This window comes from Oleiphilus sp. HI0079 (genome assembly GCF_001635105.1).
The window spans coordinates 1-15,356 of record NZ_LWFT01000233.1; the positions used below are offsets into that span (position 1 = coordinate 1).

At 47.8% G+C, this 15,356-nt stretch carries 15 protein-coding genes and 4 tRNA genes; 6 read left to right on the forward strand and 13 right to left on the reverse strand.

Annotation, left to right across the window (positions count from 1 at the left end):
- The 13 genes from A3750_RS03460 to A3750_RS03520 all read right to left on the reverse strand — a co-directional run.
- Positions 1-243, reverse strand: a 243-nt coding sequence (locus A3750_RS03460; protein WP_231871694.1) for a GTP-binding protein, incomplete at its 3' end; no start/stop codon positions are given.
- Between the two features lie 74 nt (positions 244-317).
- Positions 318-393: transfer RNA gene (locus tag A3750_RS03465), tRNA-Thr, on the reverse strand.
- Positions 394-410: 17 nt separating this feature from the next.
- Positions 411-485 (reverse strand) — tRNA-Gly (locus tag A3750_RS03470).
- Between the two features lie 12 nt (positions 486-497).
- Positions 498-581: transfer RNA gene (locus tag A3750_RS03475), tRNA-Tyr, on the reverse strand.
- 43 nt (positions 582-624) lie between these two features.
- A tRNA-Thr gene (locus A3750_RS03480) sits at positions 625-700 on the reverse strand.
- A 30-nt stretch (positions 701-730) separates the two neighbouring features.
- Positions 731-1,357, reverse strand: a complete 627-nt coding sequence (locus tag A3750_RS03485) for an SPOR domain-containing protein (protein ID WP_068465687.1) — start codon at positions 1,355-1,357, stop codon at positions 731-733.
- 3 nt (positions 1,358-1,360) lie between these two features.
- Positions 1,361-2,107, reverse strand: a complete 747-nt coding sequence (locus tag A3750_RS03490; RefSeq protein WP_068543690.1) for a type III pantothenate kinase — start codon at positions 2,105-2,107, stop codon at positions 1,361-1,363.
- Positions 2,104-3,057: a biotin--[acetyl-CoA-carboxylase] ligase gene (locus A3750_RS03495; RefSeq protein ID WP_068458428.1), complete on the reverse strand. Its 954-nt coding sequence runs from the start codon at positions 3,055-3,057 to the stop codon at positions 2,104-2,106. Before A3750_RS03495 ends, A3750_RS03490 begins: the two co-directional genes overlap by 4 nt.
- A gap of 70 nt (positions 3,058-3,127) precedes the next feature.
- Positions 3,128-5,698 (reverse strand): DUF6160 family protein, encoded by a 2,571-nt coding sequence (locus tag A3750_RS03500; RefSeq protein WP_068458426.1) that lies wholly within the window; start codon positions 5,696-5,698, stop codon positions 3,128-3,130.
- Between the two features lie 4 nt (positions 5,699-5,702).
- Positions 5,703-6,236 (reverse strand): DUF6160 family protein, encoded by a 534-nt coding sequence (locus A3750_RS03505; RefSeq protein WP_068458424.1) that lies wholly within the window; start codon positions 6,234-6,236, stop codon positions 5,703-5,705.
- Positions 6,233-7,300 carry a hypothetical protein gene (locus tag A3750_RS03510; RefSeq protein WP_082863360.1) on the reverse strand — a complete coding sequence of 356 codons (1,068 nt, stop codon included), beginning with the start codon at positions 7,298-7,300 and terminating at the stop codon, positions 6,233-6,235. The genes A3750_RS03505 and A3750_RS03510 overlap by 4 nt, the downstream gene beginning before the upstream one ends.
- A gap of 147 nt (positions 7,301-7,447) precedes the next feature.
- Entirely contained in the window at positions 7,448-8,467 is a 1,020-nt protein-coding gene (locus A3750_RS03515; protein ID WP_231871695.1) for a DUF2333 family protein, read from the reverse strand.
- Positions 8,468-8,482: 15 nt separating this feature from the next.
- Complete coding sequence (locus A3750_RS03520; RefSeq protein ID WP_197466475.1) at positions 8,483-10,462, reverse strand: EAL domain-containing protein; 1,980 nt, start codon at positions 10,460-10,462, stop codon at positions 8,483-8,485.
- 157 nt (positions 10,463-10,619) lie between these two features.
- Here A3750_RS03520 and A3750_RS03525 point away from each other — a divergent pair, with 157 nt between their 5' ends.
- The 6 genes from A3750_RS03525 to A3750_RS03550 all read left to right on the forward strand — a co-directional run.
- The gene (locus A3750_RS03525; RefSeq protein ID WP_068458417.1) at positions 10,620-11,711 is read left to right on the forward strand and encodes a PleD family two-component system response regulator; all 1,092 of its coding nucleotides are present in this window, start codon (positions 10,620-10,622) and stop codon (positions 11,709-11,711) included.
- A 121-nt stretch (positions 11,712-11,832) separates the two neighbouring features.
- Positions 11,833-12,273 (forward strand): type II 3-dehydroquinate dehydratase, encoded by a 441-nt coding sequence (gene aroQ / locus A3750_RS03530; protein WP_068458415.1) that lies wholly within the window; start codon positions 11,833-11,835, stop codon positions 12,271-12,273.
- 20 nt (positions 12,274-12,293) lie between these two features.
- Entirely contained in the window at positions 12,294-12,734 is a 441-nt protein-coding gene (gene accB, locus A3750_RS03535) for an acetyl-CoA carboxylase biotin carboxyl carrier protein (protein ID WP_068458413.1), read from the forward strand.
- Positions 12,735-12,751: 17 nt separating this feature from the next.
- Positions 12,752-14,092, forward strand: a complete 1,341-nt coding sequence (accC, locus tag A3750_RS03540; protein WP_068458411.1) for an acetyl-CoA carboxylase biotin carboxylase subunit — start codon at positions 12,752-12,754, stop codon at positions 14,090-14,092.
- Positions 14,093-14,107: 15 nt separating this feature from the next.
- Complete coding sequence (prmA, locus tag A3750_RS03545) at positions 14,108-15,007, forward strand: 50S ribosomal protein L11 methyltransferase (RefSeq protein WP_068458410.1); 900 nt, start codon at positions 14,108-14,110, stop codon at positions 15,005-15,007.
- A 91-nt stretch (positions 15,008-15,098) separates the two neighbouring features.
- Positions 15,099-15,356, forward strand: a 258-nt coding sequence (locus A3750_RS03550) for an MJ0042-type zinc finger domain-containing protein (protein ID WP_197474855.1), incomplete at its 3' end; no start/stop codon positions are given.

Consider the following 15,356-nt stretch of genomic DNA (forward strand, 5'->3'; position numbering starts at 1 on the left):
GTCAACGTGCGCGTAGTGACGATCTGTTGAATCGTACTCTACGTGTGACGTTGCAATTGTAATACCACGCTCACGCTCTTCTGGAGCGTTGTCGATGTTCGCGAAGTCAACCTTCTCACCACCGAATACTTCAGCACATACGCGAGTAAGTGCTGCCGTTAATGTTGTTTTGCCGTGATCAACGTGCCCAATGGTTCCCACGTTAACGTGCGGCTTAACTCTTTCAAACTTTGCTTTTGCCATCCGAACATCTCCTTAAGAATCGCTCGATTAGTGACTATGCGCCAAAACGAGCGCAGACCACGCAAAACTATATCTGGAGCTCATAACCGGAATTGAACCGGTGACCTCTACCTTACCAAGGTAGTGCTCTACCGACTGAGCTATATGAGCGCTTGTTTAATACTTTATGGAGCGGGTAGCGGGAATCGAACCCGCGTCATCAGCTTGGAAGGCTGAGGTAATAGCCACTATACGATACCCGCCACAAAAAAAATTGGTGGAGGGGGGTGGATTCGAACCACCGAAGCTTACGCGTCAGATTTACAGTCTGATCCCTTTGGCCACTCGGGAACCCCTCCAAGCGAGAACCGTTAGACGACCCTCTATTACCTCAAAATAGAATGGAGCTGGTGGACGGAATCGAACCCCCGACCTACGCATTACAAGTGCGTTGCTCTACCGACTGAGCTACACCAGCTAAATCACCCTGATTTGAGAGGCCGCTATACTAAGGCAAAGGTTTTTCTGATGCAACCGTTTTACAAAAAAATTCTCGCATTTCGAGAGCGAGCCCCAAATCATACTGTATGTCATTGATTTTATTAGATATAGCGCCACGATCAACAGCTTCAATTTCGACCCACCATCGACTCTCAAACTTAAAAATATTACGAATTGATGTACGGTAACCCCTGCCCTGCATTAGCGCCTGCATCCGCTTCGCCGAATCTATGTTTTCGAACACACCAAATGACAAAGCTCCATACAAATCTTCCTGCGTAATAATAAAGTTATCAACACCTTCGTCCCGAAACTTTCGATGCTCTTTTAACGATTCAGCGTAACTGCCAAACGGACCATAATAGACCCAGTAACGCGGCGCCTTTTCGCGATCTCGCTTAATAAGAGCCACACGTCGGTTCAACTCTCGCAATCGAACGTCAAACTGTTGCGCCACACCCTCATCGAAAATTGGACCCAGCAAAAGACAACCAGAACCCAACGGAGAGACGGACAACTCAATGACATTATCTGCCACCTGATACTTCGGACCAGCTTTCAGCTGCCTTTCACCACTCCAGTGCCATAAAGCCAAAACGACATTTATGGTAAAAAGCAAAGCTAGCCAGCGCATAACTTACACCCACCCCTTAGTCGCCAGGATGAACAACCCATCAAGAACTAAGTCCCCGACAAAATAACAATCTTCACTCGCCAATAGATCCTTCAAATTACTCGCATCGCCACCCGTAATAACAAGATCCAAGCCAGCCGCCTTAGCACTGCCCACAAACCCCCGCATACTTTCGATAAATGCTCTCATAACCCCGCGATCAACACATTCTCTTGTCGATAATGCACCTACAACCCTTTGTTTAAATCGATAACCGTCAGCGATTTTTGACGTTTTCCCTAACAACGCTTCACGCATCATTTCAAGCCCCGGCAATATATAACCCTCGACCTGTTCACCCGATTCATTTAATACATCCACAGTAACTGCGGAGCCAGCATCTATTACCATAACCCCTACAAAGCGATCGCATTCTGAAACTAAGCTGTATGCCGCCAACATTGCCAAGCAACGATCAACCCCCTGCGTTTCCGGATTCTCATACGCGAACCTAACAGGGCCGAACCGCTCAGCAGCCGCCGCCTGATATATATCCAACTCAGGATAGGTCGTACTTATGTCCTCTACCAACGCATTAAACTCACGCCCCTGACGAACCGCTGCCAACTGGACTTGATCGATGCCACCGTCCAAGCAAAGCGAACTCATTTTAAATTGATCCAATCTCGACGATCCGCGAGCAAAGACTTCTCGATCATTAATGAGCCTCCATTTGAGGCGCGTATTTCCAACATCGAACTGTAATATCAAAGCGGCCTCACACTTAGCTCACCTGCATGAAAAGACTCGAGGCCTGACGTCGTTTCAAGCAACAATGCACCGTTTAGATCAACACCTCGAACAACTCCCTCCACATTAGGACCATGCAATATCACCGACCTTCCTATTAGGACATCCAAAACCGCGTACCTTCCAATAAACGAAGAAAAACCTGATTCAGCGAATTCATTTAAACTGGACACCAGCTTATTCACGAGCCTTGCAGCCAGATCAGAGCGCCTAAGATCGACATAATCGGACAGACACGTCCACGGCTGATCAATTGCCACCCCCCCTTTTGGAGACATATGCGTATTCAAGCCCAACCCAAGAGTCACCCTCCAACTACTCGTAACCTCCCCTTGTAGCTCAACCAATATTCCCGCTACTTTCTTGCCATGAAGCCAAACATCATTAGGCCACTTCACACCAACCTCCTGATACCCCTCCTCTACCAATAGCTCAGCAACAGCGACGCCAACAACAATACTTAAACCCTGTAACTCAGATGTGCCTTTTACCCAATCGAAACACATACTCAAATAAAGGTTCTCAGCAAAAGGACTAGACCACACCCTCCCTCTTCGACCTCGCCCAGAGGTTTGCTGCTCGGCAAACAATATAGTGTAAGGAGCATCCACTCCAAGGTAATTGTGGACGTCGCTATTCGTCGAAGAACAAGATAAAACATGATGGAGGGATACAGACTTACATACAGACGCAGACAAAGAGTCCTTGACGACATCCATATCAAGAAGATCGAGCGCCGCTAAAAGACGGTAACCTTTACCCCGATGACTTTCATACTCCAACCCGTATTCACTTAAATGGTCGAGCGCCTTCCAAATCGCGGTGCGACTAACGCCAAGCTGAGCACCAAGTTCGGAGCCAGAATGAAACTGACCATCCGAAAGAGCATGAATGAGGGAAGAAATATGCATAGCTCGCCGCCTTGATAAAGACAGCGATTATAACGAGGATAAATTTACAGGCGCAATGCGGTGCGAGGTATTAGTCCAGCGGAGTCATTGTAATGTCGCTGGTCACATCAAAGTTCTGCAACTTCAAGCCATGCAAAAGAGTAGCCTCACCCCCAGTAGGGTGAACAAGGTCAACCGAACCAAAATCTAGCTCTTTAAATTGCGTGCGTGTACGCAGCGCCATTGCAACTGGCAAGTTTTCCCAATCGGCCGCGGTCATATCTGCCGGATCGACGTAACGGTAAGTCCCGTCTCCATTGACCACCTTGATGTCACCGCGATTACCAACAACACCATTACTATCCGCGCCAGCTTCTTTCTTAACAACATACGCCGAAGCTATATCAACATTCTGCTCCGACTGAACACCAAAAGTATCACTGATACCATCCCCATCATTCGTCGTGAAATTGTCAAAAACCAGCTTGATGCCGCTATCATTAACGACTCCTGCGGTACCCTCTCCGCTGCGTCCAGTCTCCCAAGTAAAGCGATTACGTTTGCCCTCGGCCTCTACGCTTTCCTTGAAAAACCTCTTCGAAGTAATCGTTAGACCTTGCTCTCCACGATCTTCCCAACGCCCTCCATCACCTTGACAGCTTACGCTATCGATACCGGTTCCGCCGATACATACAGCACCCGCCCCGCCAGCTGAGAACACCCTCTCCGATCCAACCTCATAGGTTTCAAGAACCATTCGGCCAAAACTCGCCCCACTCAGCTTGTCCCCTATGCGAAAATCAGTCACATCCATCCGCGACCAAGTTTCGGACTCATAGATAGCGAGCCCATCCTCAGTCACATCGAGAAGCATGTCTCTTAAGTGACGATCCATATTAAGGCCGGCCAACCAGAACCCTTTACCATCCGTCTGTTTATAAGTTGCCATCAAACCATCTCGCAACTCTATATCCGCATTGATCGCGATCCCTTCATCGCCAAAACGACCACCCGGACCCAGTGTTATTTGCCCGTTTAACCGACCTTCCAATTCAGGATATAAGCCTAGCCCGAAAAGCGAACCAGACACACCAGGAATGGCATAAGACGCACTAAGCTCTTCATTATTAAGGCTACTCCCGTCAGCAGAACGACCAAAACGGAAACCTTCACTCCTGTACGCAATATCAAGATCCTCGAAGCCAATCCTTAGGCCATCATAAAACTGCGTTGAACCAAGCACACCATCAGACGTAACATCAAGAGTGATATCGCCATCAATATAGGCTTCTATACCGCTATACATCAGACCAAAACCGTCCTCCACATAGACTAGGTTGGACTCATTATTTGGGCTAACAACACTTAACTCAGTATCAATGCGCAAGCCCTGGTAACCCGAATCAACATTTCCACCAGCCTGCAACAGGAGACGATTACTCCGCGCCGTCGCATCATACACACCATCTGCTAGCAACAAATTAACGCCTAAACCTCCCAAGGATTTAATTGGAGCCGAAGCATTTGCCTTATATGCATCAATGTTGTCTTTCGTCTCGCCAAGAACAATCGCATCAAAGAACAATCCCGCTTGTAAAGTATCGAACCCCAACGCCAAACCGCTACCATAATCTCGGGCTGGGTCGATTAACGCGTCAGGATCCTGATTTAACACATCAATCGTTAAGTTCGACAATGCAATCGTGCCCTCGCCACCTAGCGCGCCAAACCAATAGCCCAAATCAGACCAGTTGCTATCATCACCCCATGCAAGATCCCAACTACTGATCGTAGTCTGCATATCTATATTGAAGCCTTCAACACCATCTCGCCCTCCAGCCGCTATCTGAATCGCCTTGCTAAGGGACAGCTTGGTCCAGAGACTGCCATAACTCGGAAGAATAATTCCACTATCCACATCGGCGGTAACACCATGGTTATTCGGATTGGTACTTAAGCGTACCGCATCTACTTTTAACTCTGCATCCACGCTGGGCGCGACATACTCTATTTCTCCAGTCGCTCCGTTGAAGTCTAAAGTCGTTCCAGGGGCTGAATAGTCGAGAGAGAAGTTATCCAAAAAGAATTCGTTTCCGTTCGTCCTGTAACCCAACCGACCATTCGTAAGATTAAAAGCAACATCGAAGACATAGGCGTTTGCATTCGCTCCAATAAGCGTCAAACCATCGATCTCAAAATCCAAAAACAAACCGCCAATACTTGGTGCACCAGCAATCGCGGCAGTCAAGGTATCGCCAGGGTTGTCGATAAAACGAATTTCTTCTACCTCTATGCGCGCTTGATTACCAACCGTCGAAACTGTCGCATCGTTATTAACAACAAGAGAATCTGTAGTGTAGTCGAGGGACAATCGACCATCTTCGAGAATATCAACTAAGATACGAGCCTTGAATGTATCATCCGGGCCTGCAGCCCCCCCCAAACGAAAACCCTGAAAAGCGATGCCAGAATCATCATCAAAATAGGCAATTTCGGCGACACGCGTGTTATCTTCAAGGCTCAATGTAATACCAGACTGACCACTCACTCCGGACAAAAAATCATCCTCCAGAGCCTGCATCTCACCCACAGCGCTGCCCGCTAAAACCATCAAAGGCAAGCCGAATACTTTAGTCACGCTGTGTAGTCTGAAAAATCTCATCAACTCAATCCGTTGGAAAAACAAGCAGATTACCTTTCAATACGGCTTCGCCACTCATCTCAACGCCGAACAAATCCACCTGTTCAAAGCCAGCCTCAGTTGGCCGTTCGGTCGAACTACCCGCCAAGGTAAACTGAAAATCATCAAAGCGAATTGTCTCAGGCAAGCCGATTTCTAAAACATCCCTATTGAAGAGAGCACCATCACCACCAAAGCCTGAGTTAATTTCTCGGATCTGCATGGTAAGCCCCTCAAAGGCAATCCCGCCACGAAGGTTGTCGATCACAAACCAACCGCCATTCTGTTCGGTCTGCAAAGCGATACGAGCCCCACACACCTTACTTGCATCTGTACACAATCCAAAATAGCTATCGGCCAAAGGGCCTCCAGTCTCATTAATGGAGATATCTCCTGAGAGATACACACCGCTCTGCCCAGTCACCTCAGAAAGAGACTCGTCCTCAATCGATTGCAACTCAGCAAGCACGCTGGTCACCGATGTAAAAAACAGCATCAAAGCCAAACCAACTCGAATCATGGCTCTAGATCCCTAAAACGCACATCAAGATACTGAATCAGTATTCCCTCCACTTTAGCTGAGCCAAGGCTCGTGCCACCGATATCAATATTATCGACAGAGATATTAGATCGGTAGTCCGGATTACTATAATAGTCATCATAAAAGGCGTACGCGATATCTCCTTGCGCCGAACCATCCGACTGGCCAGCGGTATCAATGTTAGCAAGATAGTCCGTCGTCATTTGATCTATCTGGAAGGTCAACCCGCCCGTTAGGTTATCAGCACCGATATACAAAGGCTGAAATGTATTCCCCAAAGCAAGCTCAAGCTTAAAGTCGCTCATGGTCATTTTAGAGGTGCAAGCTGAATCTGAAACGGCACACGTTGACACTTCGAGAGCCGGAGTATAAAAATTCAGTCGAAACTCCGCAGCCATGCGGGTATCTTCTCCCCACAATCGAATATAAGAGCCGTCAAAAACTGCGCTTGCAGCATGGACATTAAAGTGTGTTTGCGCTTGCCCAAGATCATTAATCTCCAGCTCCACACCTAAGTCAGGGCGCTCACCAGCTAAAAACCCCGCGTCAGCAGGGCGGCTAGAGCAAGTGCCGGAACCCTGGAGGGCCGCAGGATCAAGACAATCATATCCCTGAGCAACATCCACCATTCGGGGAGCCGCGATTTCAAGAACCCCCTTCCCTGACAAACCAATATCATCGCCATTAAGTAAATCGATTTCGTAGGGGTTATCAAGGCGACCAAGATTCACGCCATCAAGCACCGCACCATAGTCACTGCCGGAACGGGCGATGTACATTTGATTTACATTGATCGTGACCGGGTTACCATCAGAATCTGTCACACCTGAAATTCTGAAAACTTTCCCCTCAGATGGATCGTGCCCATGACTAAAAGCAAAATCCTCCATCACAAAACCGATCCCCGCACCATCAACTTCCGACAAGTCATCATCGGTCAAAGCGGCGAGTTCGGCGCTCAAAGGAGCGGACCAAACGATCGAGATCGCTAGCGCAATAGAAACATTACGAAGACAGCTAAAAGCCCAATATACATGCAACATAAACGGAATCAGCGTCCTGATTTATCAAGAAGAGCCATTATAAAGAGAGGAGAATTTAAACATGTGAACTGAAACCATTCTTCACAGTCGTTCACAAATTAGGCAGAAGCGGCCGTTTATTGCGACCGCCCCGAGCAAAGACCATCTTTAACCTTGCTGAAGGAGGTTCCGCAAATCAATAATCGCCGCACTTGCACGAGACACATACGAAGACATCGTCAACGAGTGATTAGCAAGCACGCCGAAACCGGAACCATTCAACACCATCGGACTCCAAATTTGCTCCTGCGTCGCCTCGAGCTCCAAACGAATCTGCCGCAAGCTTACCAATGCGTTTTTGTCACTCAACACCTTTGCGAAATCATGCTCCATAGCACGCAACATAATAATCAATGCCCATGCCGTGCCCCGCGCTTCGTAAAATACATTGTCGATCTGCATCCAAGGCGTTTTACTTTCCTTAAAACCGGCACTCGCCGTACTCTGTTCAGCACTCCCATCTCCGGCCAAACCCATATCCAAAGACGGACGACCAACACTTTCACTTAAACGCCTAGAAAGCCCTCCCAAACGGTTTTCAACCTCTGACAACCAAGCACTCAAGTTATCTGCTCGCGCATAGAACTGCGCGTCAGGGGCAGAGGAGTCAGCTAACCGGGAAAGATAATCTTTCACCGAATCAATTCCACTCTGGTACTCTGACTCAGAAGCAGGGAGAGCCCAACTGTCGTTGTCAAAGTGAAACTGAGGCTCTGCCAGCTTTAAGCTGACGTCTTCTTGCGACTGACTTTGAGAGCGACTAATTTCTTTTCGCATCACTCTCGCCAGATCACGAATCTGAACCAGCACGCCAAACTCCCAGCTCGGCATATTGTCCATCCAGACACCTGGCGGAAAAATATCGTTCGAAATATATCCTCCAGGCTTGTTGAGCAATGTTTCAGCCACTTCCACTAAACTGGATGTTGTCGCAACCCCTACTGGTGCAGAATCTAACGCCAAGCCCGCTTGGCCCTGAACAATCTTTTCAAGCGGCAACAAGTCGGGCTCACTACTCCACCAAAACGTTAAAACAAGCACCAAAACCAGATATATAGAAATAACGATAGAAAGTGGCCGGCCTAAACCTCCCCCAACACCTGAAATCATTTCGGTAAAACGTGACAAAATCGATTCCTCATCTTAGAACTGAGCTAAAGTAGGTCTTTGAACAATATATCCTGTCGCAGCATCAACGCCTATCTCTCGTATCATTGCGAGCTCATCTTCGGTTTCTACACCAATCGCGACGACTTGAATATTCTGACTATGCGCTATTTGAACTGCCGCTCTCAAGAAGAACTGGTTCTCCTGATTTAAGTGGATATTACGAATAAAGCTTGGATCAATCTTCAACGCCGTCACTTTCACTCTCTGGAGATAGCTAAACGGAATCGAAGAGACCCCAAAGCGATCAATGCACAAACCAAACCCCCATTTGCGCCCCAAATCACAAAGTTTGAGCAAGACACCTTCACCAAAACCAAGTGCGTGCTCCGGCACTTCAAAAGTGACTCGCGTTAGAACCGTTCTGTGTTTTTCCAGTTGCTGGGTGAGCCACTGCATAAACACTTCGTCGGCAATAGCCGCTTCCGAAAGAGTGATATTGTAATGCTCTTGACTGTCACTCGAGGCCAACGCACTTAGCACTAACTCAACAACCAGCTGGTCAAACAGAACCATCAAGCCAAACCGTTTAGCCATCGGCAGAAATGTTGCTGCCACAACCAGCTGACCATCAACCTCGATTCGAGAGAGCACCTGCTTGTGGCTCAAGCTATGGTCGATAAGCGATCTGACCGACTGCTCATAAAAAGTAATCTGATTGCTGGCCAGCACTTCTTGCAAGATTTTCTGCCAGTGGTTTGCTTGACGCACCTCCTCAGAGAAGCCCTCACTTCCCTCTGAGACGTAACGCCTCCAGCCAGAAACACCCTTCTCCTGCGACTGCCTGAGCGCAAGATCTGTTTTTGAAAACAGGCTCGCTACAGTCTCGGCTTCGTTAACTGAAGCCAGCCCTATGTTGACCCAGTCATCTCGCAAGGCTTGGCGAAGAATCGTCAAGCCTAAGAGTTTAGAAAGCACTCGTTGAGCCAAATTCTCCGCGTCGTCCACGCTAACACCAGGCAAGAAAATACTAAACTGGGCTCCCGTTCTTCTCGAAATATAAGCGCCCCTATATTCGACAGCGATGTTGCGCAGTAATTCCGCAACCGAAAGCAAAAAATCATCCGCCTTTTGCCTACCATGATCAATATTGATCTGCCCAAAATCGTTCACCATGACCAACACGAGTACACCTACGCCGGAGACAGATCGATCCGTAAGATCGGACTTCAATCTCGAGTCGAAGCCCTCTCGATTAAACAGACCGGTCAACGCATCCTTTCTCGATTGATCACGAAGTCGCTCGATATCGTCCAACTGCTCGTCAAACACTCGCTTCAATTTAACAGACATCTCGTTCATCGAGCGGACCACAGCATCAAGCTCTCTCGTTGCCGGAGGGTCAATTAACTGATCAAAAGCACGACTTGCAATACGATGAGCCTGAAACTCGAGCTGCGAAAGCGGGGAAAGCAATTTGCGAAGGAGAAGATATAAAATCGACAATCCGATCGAAAGAACACTAAGAAATAAGACAAACTGAGATTTAAAAAGCGACCAAAGCTCTTTCTCTGCCAGCGCCGGGTTCGCCTGAACATGAACTGATCCCAGCTGGGTCCATCCAGACATAACCTTGGCGTGACCTACAAAATCCGACAATTTGATGCGACTTAAAAACCAACGAGGCACGCCACTGTCTTCAGACGATAAGGCTCTCTGCACGACAACACGCCCATCTGGGGCACGAAACTCAATCGATGCGTAGTCACCGCTATCAAAAATTGAATCAATCATTCTCTCCTTGGCAACATTAGACTCATCATCTTTTTGGCTCGAAAGAGCCAAACCAAGAAACGTCGCAGCATCCATGGAATAGCGGGCCAACTGCTGATCAATGTAAATGCGCGTATTCGCAAAGTTGAGAGAAGCACTCAGCCCCACCAAAAAAAGCACCAGCGCACCCACGGAGACCAGAACAAGCTGCTTTAAAGAGCGTTTTTTAATTGTTTTATGCATGTTCATCCATTGACGCGGACACGAGCGCAAGTTCGCAATTTCGCTTTAACAATTAGACAGATATGAATTGTGCGCAATAATGATGGGTAGAGACTAACAAATTTTAGAAGCCTAGCAAGACAATTGTTCAACGTTAGACGCAGTGGTAATCAATAACATGGCCGAACCAGCGCTAAAAGAGCAGCTGAGCAACTACATTACACGCAGAGTAACGACTCAGGCCGAAGCAGCCGTGGAGATCTATAAAACATGTGCTGAGAACGGCTGGAGAGATAGCGAACAGGTGCGCCAACTCATCGACACATCTGAAAAGCTCGCAAAGCTATCTCAAAAACTACCGAACAGACCTTTCATTGATAGCGCGCGAAAAATAAGCTCCCTTCTCAAACTTGGAAGCCTTGAAGACAAACCTTCACATAAAGCACTGAAAGGCATGACCGAAGCCATGATGCTGATCCAACGGCAGCTCGCGACAGAGCCTCTTTTGGATCAGCAACAACCCGACATCCCGATCACCAAAATATGTATTGCCACCAATGAGAAAAAGGCCGAACTAAGCCTTCCCGAAGCGATCGACTCCATCCCGGTAAAATACATCAATGACATTCAAAGCCAGATTTCCCCCGGAACATGCTTTGTCATTGGCATCGATTATCAAAAGCGGCGCTTTGGCTTCGAACTTGCTGCAAAGCTGACAAAGCAAAATACCGACGTAACAATCATCTTCTACAGCTCAGAAGAACCTGAGTTTGAATCAAGGTTACTTGCTGTCCGAAGCAAAGCACAGGCGTTGCTAGTCGGGACGCTCAACTCAAGAAACCTGACAAGAGCCATCAATCAAGCCTTCAACACTAACCTCATCAGCAAACCGCTTATTGCAGTAATTGATGACTCCATGTCACAACTAAAGTATGCAGAGAACGCCTTAACGGCGAACCAATTTGACTGCATTACGATCAACCAGCCATCAAACTTATTGCCGAGCCTCGAGCTCAACGAGCCCGACCTACTACTCCTCGATATGTACCTTCAAGACTGCAATGGAATTGAAGTCGCCAAACTCCTCAAGCAACATCCAAAGTGGAAAAACTTACCCATTATTTTCATGTCTGCCGAAGAAGATCCGGCCATCGTTGATGAGGCGAAAAGTCTTAGTAACTCACCCTTCCTCATCAAGCCAGCCAAACCGGCAATATTGGTGAGAGAAATAAACAAATTGCTGAAACACAACAAGACAACTTCCATCTAAATGGAGGGATTTAGCCCCTAAAATAAGCAAAACTGCAGCTATCTTGCATTAACGATTGCGTATCAAGGAAACCAGCACTAAACTTGGCGTCAAATGAAAATTCGTCAGCAAAGAGTGCCTAATGCCCTCCATACTCGTTTTAAACGGTCCGAACCTTAACTTACTAGGCAAACGTGAGCCGCACATTTATGGTTCAGAGACCCTTCAAGACATCGTAACCCGCCTCGAGACGCATACAGAAGGCACGACGTTTTCAATCAAGCATTTTCAAAGTAACGCTGAGCACGAACTCATTGAACATGCACATGGAGCAAGAGAGAGTGACGTATGCGCCATTATTATTAACCCTGGAGCATTTACGCACACCAGCATTGCATTGAGAGATGCGCTTTTGGCAACAGATCTTCCTTTCTATGAAGTGCACATTTCAAATGTACATGCTCGCGAAGAGTTTCGACATAAATCTTATTTTTCTGACAAAGCGGTTGCCGTCATCTGCGGCCTCGGAACTCACGGATATGACGCAGCAGTCCTATCCGCCCTCCGAACTGCGCAATCGTAAGTGGCCTGAGAGAGAAAACTATGGATATCCGCAAGATAAAAAAACTAATTGAACTAATTGAAGACTCAGATGTAGAGCTTCTCGAAATCACCGAGGGAGAAGAATCGATTAAGATTTCTCGCCGCTCAAGTCAAGCAACCGCACACGCCGCTGCACCGACTCCAAATCCTGTCATACAGGCGGCACCTCCAACCACGACGGAACCGGATCAAACAACAGAACAAGCACTTCCTACGATCAACTCTCCAATGGTCGGCACGTTCTATCGCTCCCCCTCACCAGAAGCGCAACCGTTTGTTCAAGTGGGTCAGGAAGTAAATGTGGGTGATGTGCTCTGTATCGTTGAAGCCATGAAAATGATGAACCAAATCGAAGCAGATCGGAGTGGCACGATTTCAGAGATCCTGATCGAAAACGGAGCACCTGTCGAGTTCGATCAACCGCTATTTAGCATTTCGTAATAGGCCAGCCCTCAATCATGCTTAGAAAAGTACTTATTGCGAACCGCGGAGAAATCGCGCTGCGAATTCTTCGTGCGTGTAAAGAAATGGGAATCCCCAGCGTCGCCGTGCACTCCAAAATTGATCGGGATCTCATGCATGTTCGTCTCGCCGACGAATCAGTTTGCATTGGCGGCAATCAGCCCACAGAGAGCTACCTGAATATCCCAGCGATTATCAGCGCAGCAGAAGTGACCAATGCTGATGCTATTCACCCGGGGTATGGTTTTTTAGCTGAGAACGCAGATTTCGCTGAACGAGTGGAGCGCAGCGGCTTTACATTTATCGGTCCAAGCCCTGATGTTATTCGCCTTATGGGCAATAAAGTATCGGCCATCCAGGCAATGAACGAAGCGGGAGTGCCTACGGTACCGGGCTCCAACGGCCCTCTTACCAACAACCCTGACAGATCAAAAGCGATTGCTCAAAAAATTGGCTACCCAGTAATGATCAAAGCGGCCGCAGGGGGCGGTGGGCGTGGGATGCGCGTCGTTCATTCTGAAAGCGCGTTGCTATCCGCAATAGATCTTACCAAACAAGAAGCGAGAAATGCCTTTGGCGACGACACTGTCTATCTAGAAAAGTTTCTAGACCGTCCTCGGCATGTCGAAGTACAAGTCTTGGCTGACGGGCAAGGCAACGCAATCCACTTAGGAGACAGAGACTGCTCCCTTCAACGCAGACATCAAAAAGTCATTGAAGAAGCACCGGCCCCAAACATCAACGAGGCTGCACGGCAAAAAGTCTTTGAGGCCTGCGTAAAAGCCTGCATTGATATCAACTACCGCGGAGCCGGGACGTTCGAATTTCTTTATCAAGACGGCGAATACTATTTTATCGAAATGAACACTCGTATTCAGGTAGAGCATCCGGTAACAGAAATGATTACCGGCGTGAATCTCGTAAAGGAACAGATGAAAATCGCCAGCGGCAAGAAACTAGATCTTCAACAAAGCGATATCAGCTTCAAAGGTCACGCGTTTGAATGCCGCATCAATGCAGAAGATCCCGAAACGTTCATACCCTGTCCTGGCAAAGTCAATGTCTTTCATGCTCCGGGAGGAATGGGTGTCCGTGTAGATTCGCATTTATATAGCGGTTACTCGATCCCCCCCTACTACGACTCGCTGATTGCAAAAATCATCTGCCATAGCGAAGACCGCAACAGTGCATTGAACCGAGTAAGAAATGCTTTAAACGAGCTCGTGATTGATGGCATAAAAACCAACGCCCCTCTTCACCGTATTCTAGCGAATGACCCAGGCTTCGTTAATGTTGATTTCAACATCCACTACCTAGAAAAGCTCCTAAAATCTTAAAGAATCGAGATTTGTATGAACTGGATACAACTGAAGGCTGAGATTAAACCGGAACACATTGAAGCCCTTGAAGAAGGGCTTCTTGCTGCTGGAGCGGTCGCCGTAACGATGCAGGATGGCGCTGACCAACCCATCCTCGAACCTGACCTCGGAACAATGCCTGTCTGGGACAAGACAACACTGACAGCGTTGTTTGAACAAGACTCTGACACACAACGCATTCAGCAAGTTGCCGAAGATGTATTTAAGGTTTATGCGCCTAACGACCGCTTTCCATCCATCCAAGTCGACATACTCGAGAACGAGGATTGGACGCGCAAATGGATCGAGAACTTCAAGCCAATCTCCTGTGGTGAACGGCTTTGGATATGCCCCAGTTGGTGCGAGCCACCAAACCCAGACGCAGTCAATCTGCTATTAGATCCTGGACTTGCGTTTGGAACGGGCACGCACCCTACGACCTTTTTATGCCTTGAATGGTTAGATAAACAGACTTTAAAGGGAAAAACCGTGGTCGACTTTGGTTGCGGCTCAGGCATCCTTGGAATTGCAGCACTATTACTCGGTGCAGAGCGGGTTATCGCGATCGACATTGACCCTCAAGCGTTAACAGCCACCCAAGATAACGCAAAACGCAACCATCTAAACAAAGAAGCAATCGAATGTTATTTGCCAGAAGATTGCCCAGAGCTCAAAGCCGACATATTAATCGCAAACATCTTAGCGCAGCCGCTCTACTCCTTGCGCGACCACCTTAGCTCACTCTGCAAGAGCTCAGCACAAATTGCTCTGTCAGGCATCCTCAAAGAACAGGCGCAAGATCTAAACGTCCATTATCAGCAGTGCTTCGAAATGAACACCCCAGAATTCCAAGAAGACTGGTCGAGATTAACAGGAAAAAAGCACTCCGAATAACCATAAAGGTGAGTACGCAGACTCCCAAAAACGCGCTACACTGCAGATAATAAAGAGTTTTTATTGTCGACGTACAAGGATCCGTTTGCGCATGAACGCTGAGCAATACACGCGCTGCCCGCATTGCAAATCTACTTTTGAAGTAACCGAAAGCCAGCTTTCTGCTGCTAGCGGCAAAGTTCGTTGCGGCGCTTGCATGGAAGTCTTTGATGCTCTTGCCTATCTGATTAACAGCCACGCTGAAAGCGATCGCGAGATAGAAGCAGCCGACATACCAGAAGACGAATTATCCGCAAACGTAGATCGAGATAACACGCCAGATGCACCCGATGTAGCCGAACAAGCTCCC

What these genes read in the sequence shown, in the direction of transcription:
- A3750_RS03485 (WP_068465687.1), bottom strand. Translation starts at nt 1,357, where the DNA reads ATGCGCTGGCTAGCTTTGCTTTTTACCATAAATGTCGTTTTGGCTTTA.
- A3750_RS03495 (WP_068458428.1), bottom strand. Translation starts at nt 3,057, where the DNA reads ATGCATATTTCTTCCCTCATTCATGCTCTTTCGGATGGTCAGTTTCAT.
- A3750_RS03500 (WP_068458426.1), bottom strand. Translation starts at nt 5,698, where the DNA reads ATGAGATTTTTCAGACTACACAGCGTGACTAAAGTATTCGGCTTGCCT.
- A3750_RS03505 (WP_068458424.1), bottom strand. Translation starts at nt 6,236, where the DNA reads ATGATTCGAGTTGGTTTGGCTTTGATGCTGTTTTTTACATCGGTGACC.
- A3750_RS03510 (WP_082863360.1), bottom strand. Translation starts at nt 7,300, where the DNA reads ATGTTGCATGTATATTGGGCTTTTAGCTGTCTTCGTAATGTTTCTATT.
- A3750_RS03520 (WP_197466475.1), bottom strand. Translation starts at nt 10,462, where the DNA reads ATGCATAAAACAATTAAAAAACGCTCTTTAAAGCAGCTTGTTCTGGTC.
- A3750_RS03525 (WP_068458417.1), top strand. Translation starts at nt 10,620, where the DNA reads ATGGCCGAACCAGCGCTAAAAGAGCAGCTGAGCAACTACATTACACGC.
- aroQ (WP_068458415.1), top strand. Translation starts at nt 11,833, where the DNA reads ATGCCCTCCATACTCGTTTTAAACGGTCCGAACCTTAACTTACTAGGC.
- accB (WP_068458413.1), top strand. Translation starts at nt 12,294, where the DNA reads ATGGATATCCGCAAGATAAAAAAACTAATTGAACTAATTGAAGACTCA.
- accC (WP_068458411.1), top strand. Translation starts at nt 12,752, where the DNA reads ATGCTTAGAAAAGTACTTATTGCGAACCGCGGAGAAATCGCGCTGCGA.
- prmA (WP_068458410.1), top strand. Translation starts at nt 14,108, where the DNA reads ATGAACTGGATACAACTGAAGGCTGAGATTAAACCGGAACACATTGAA.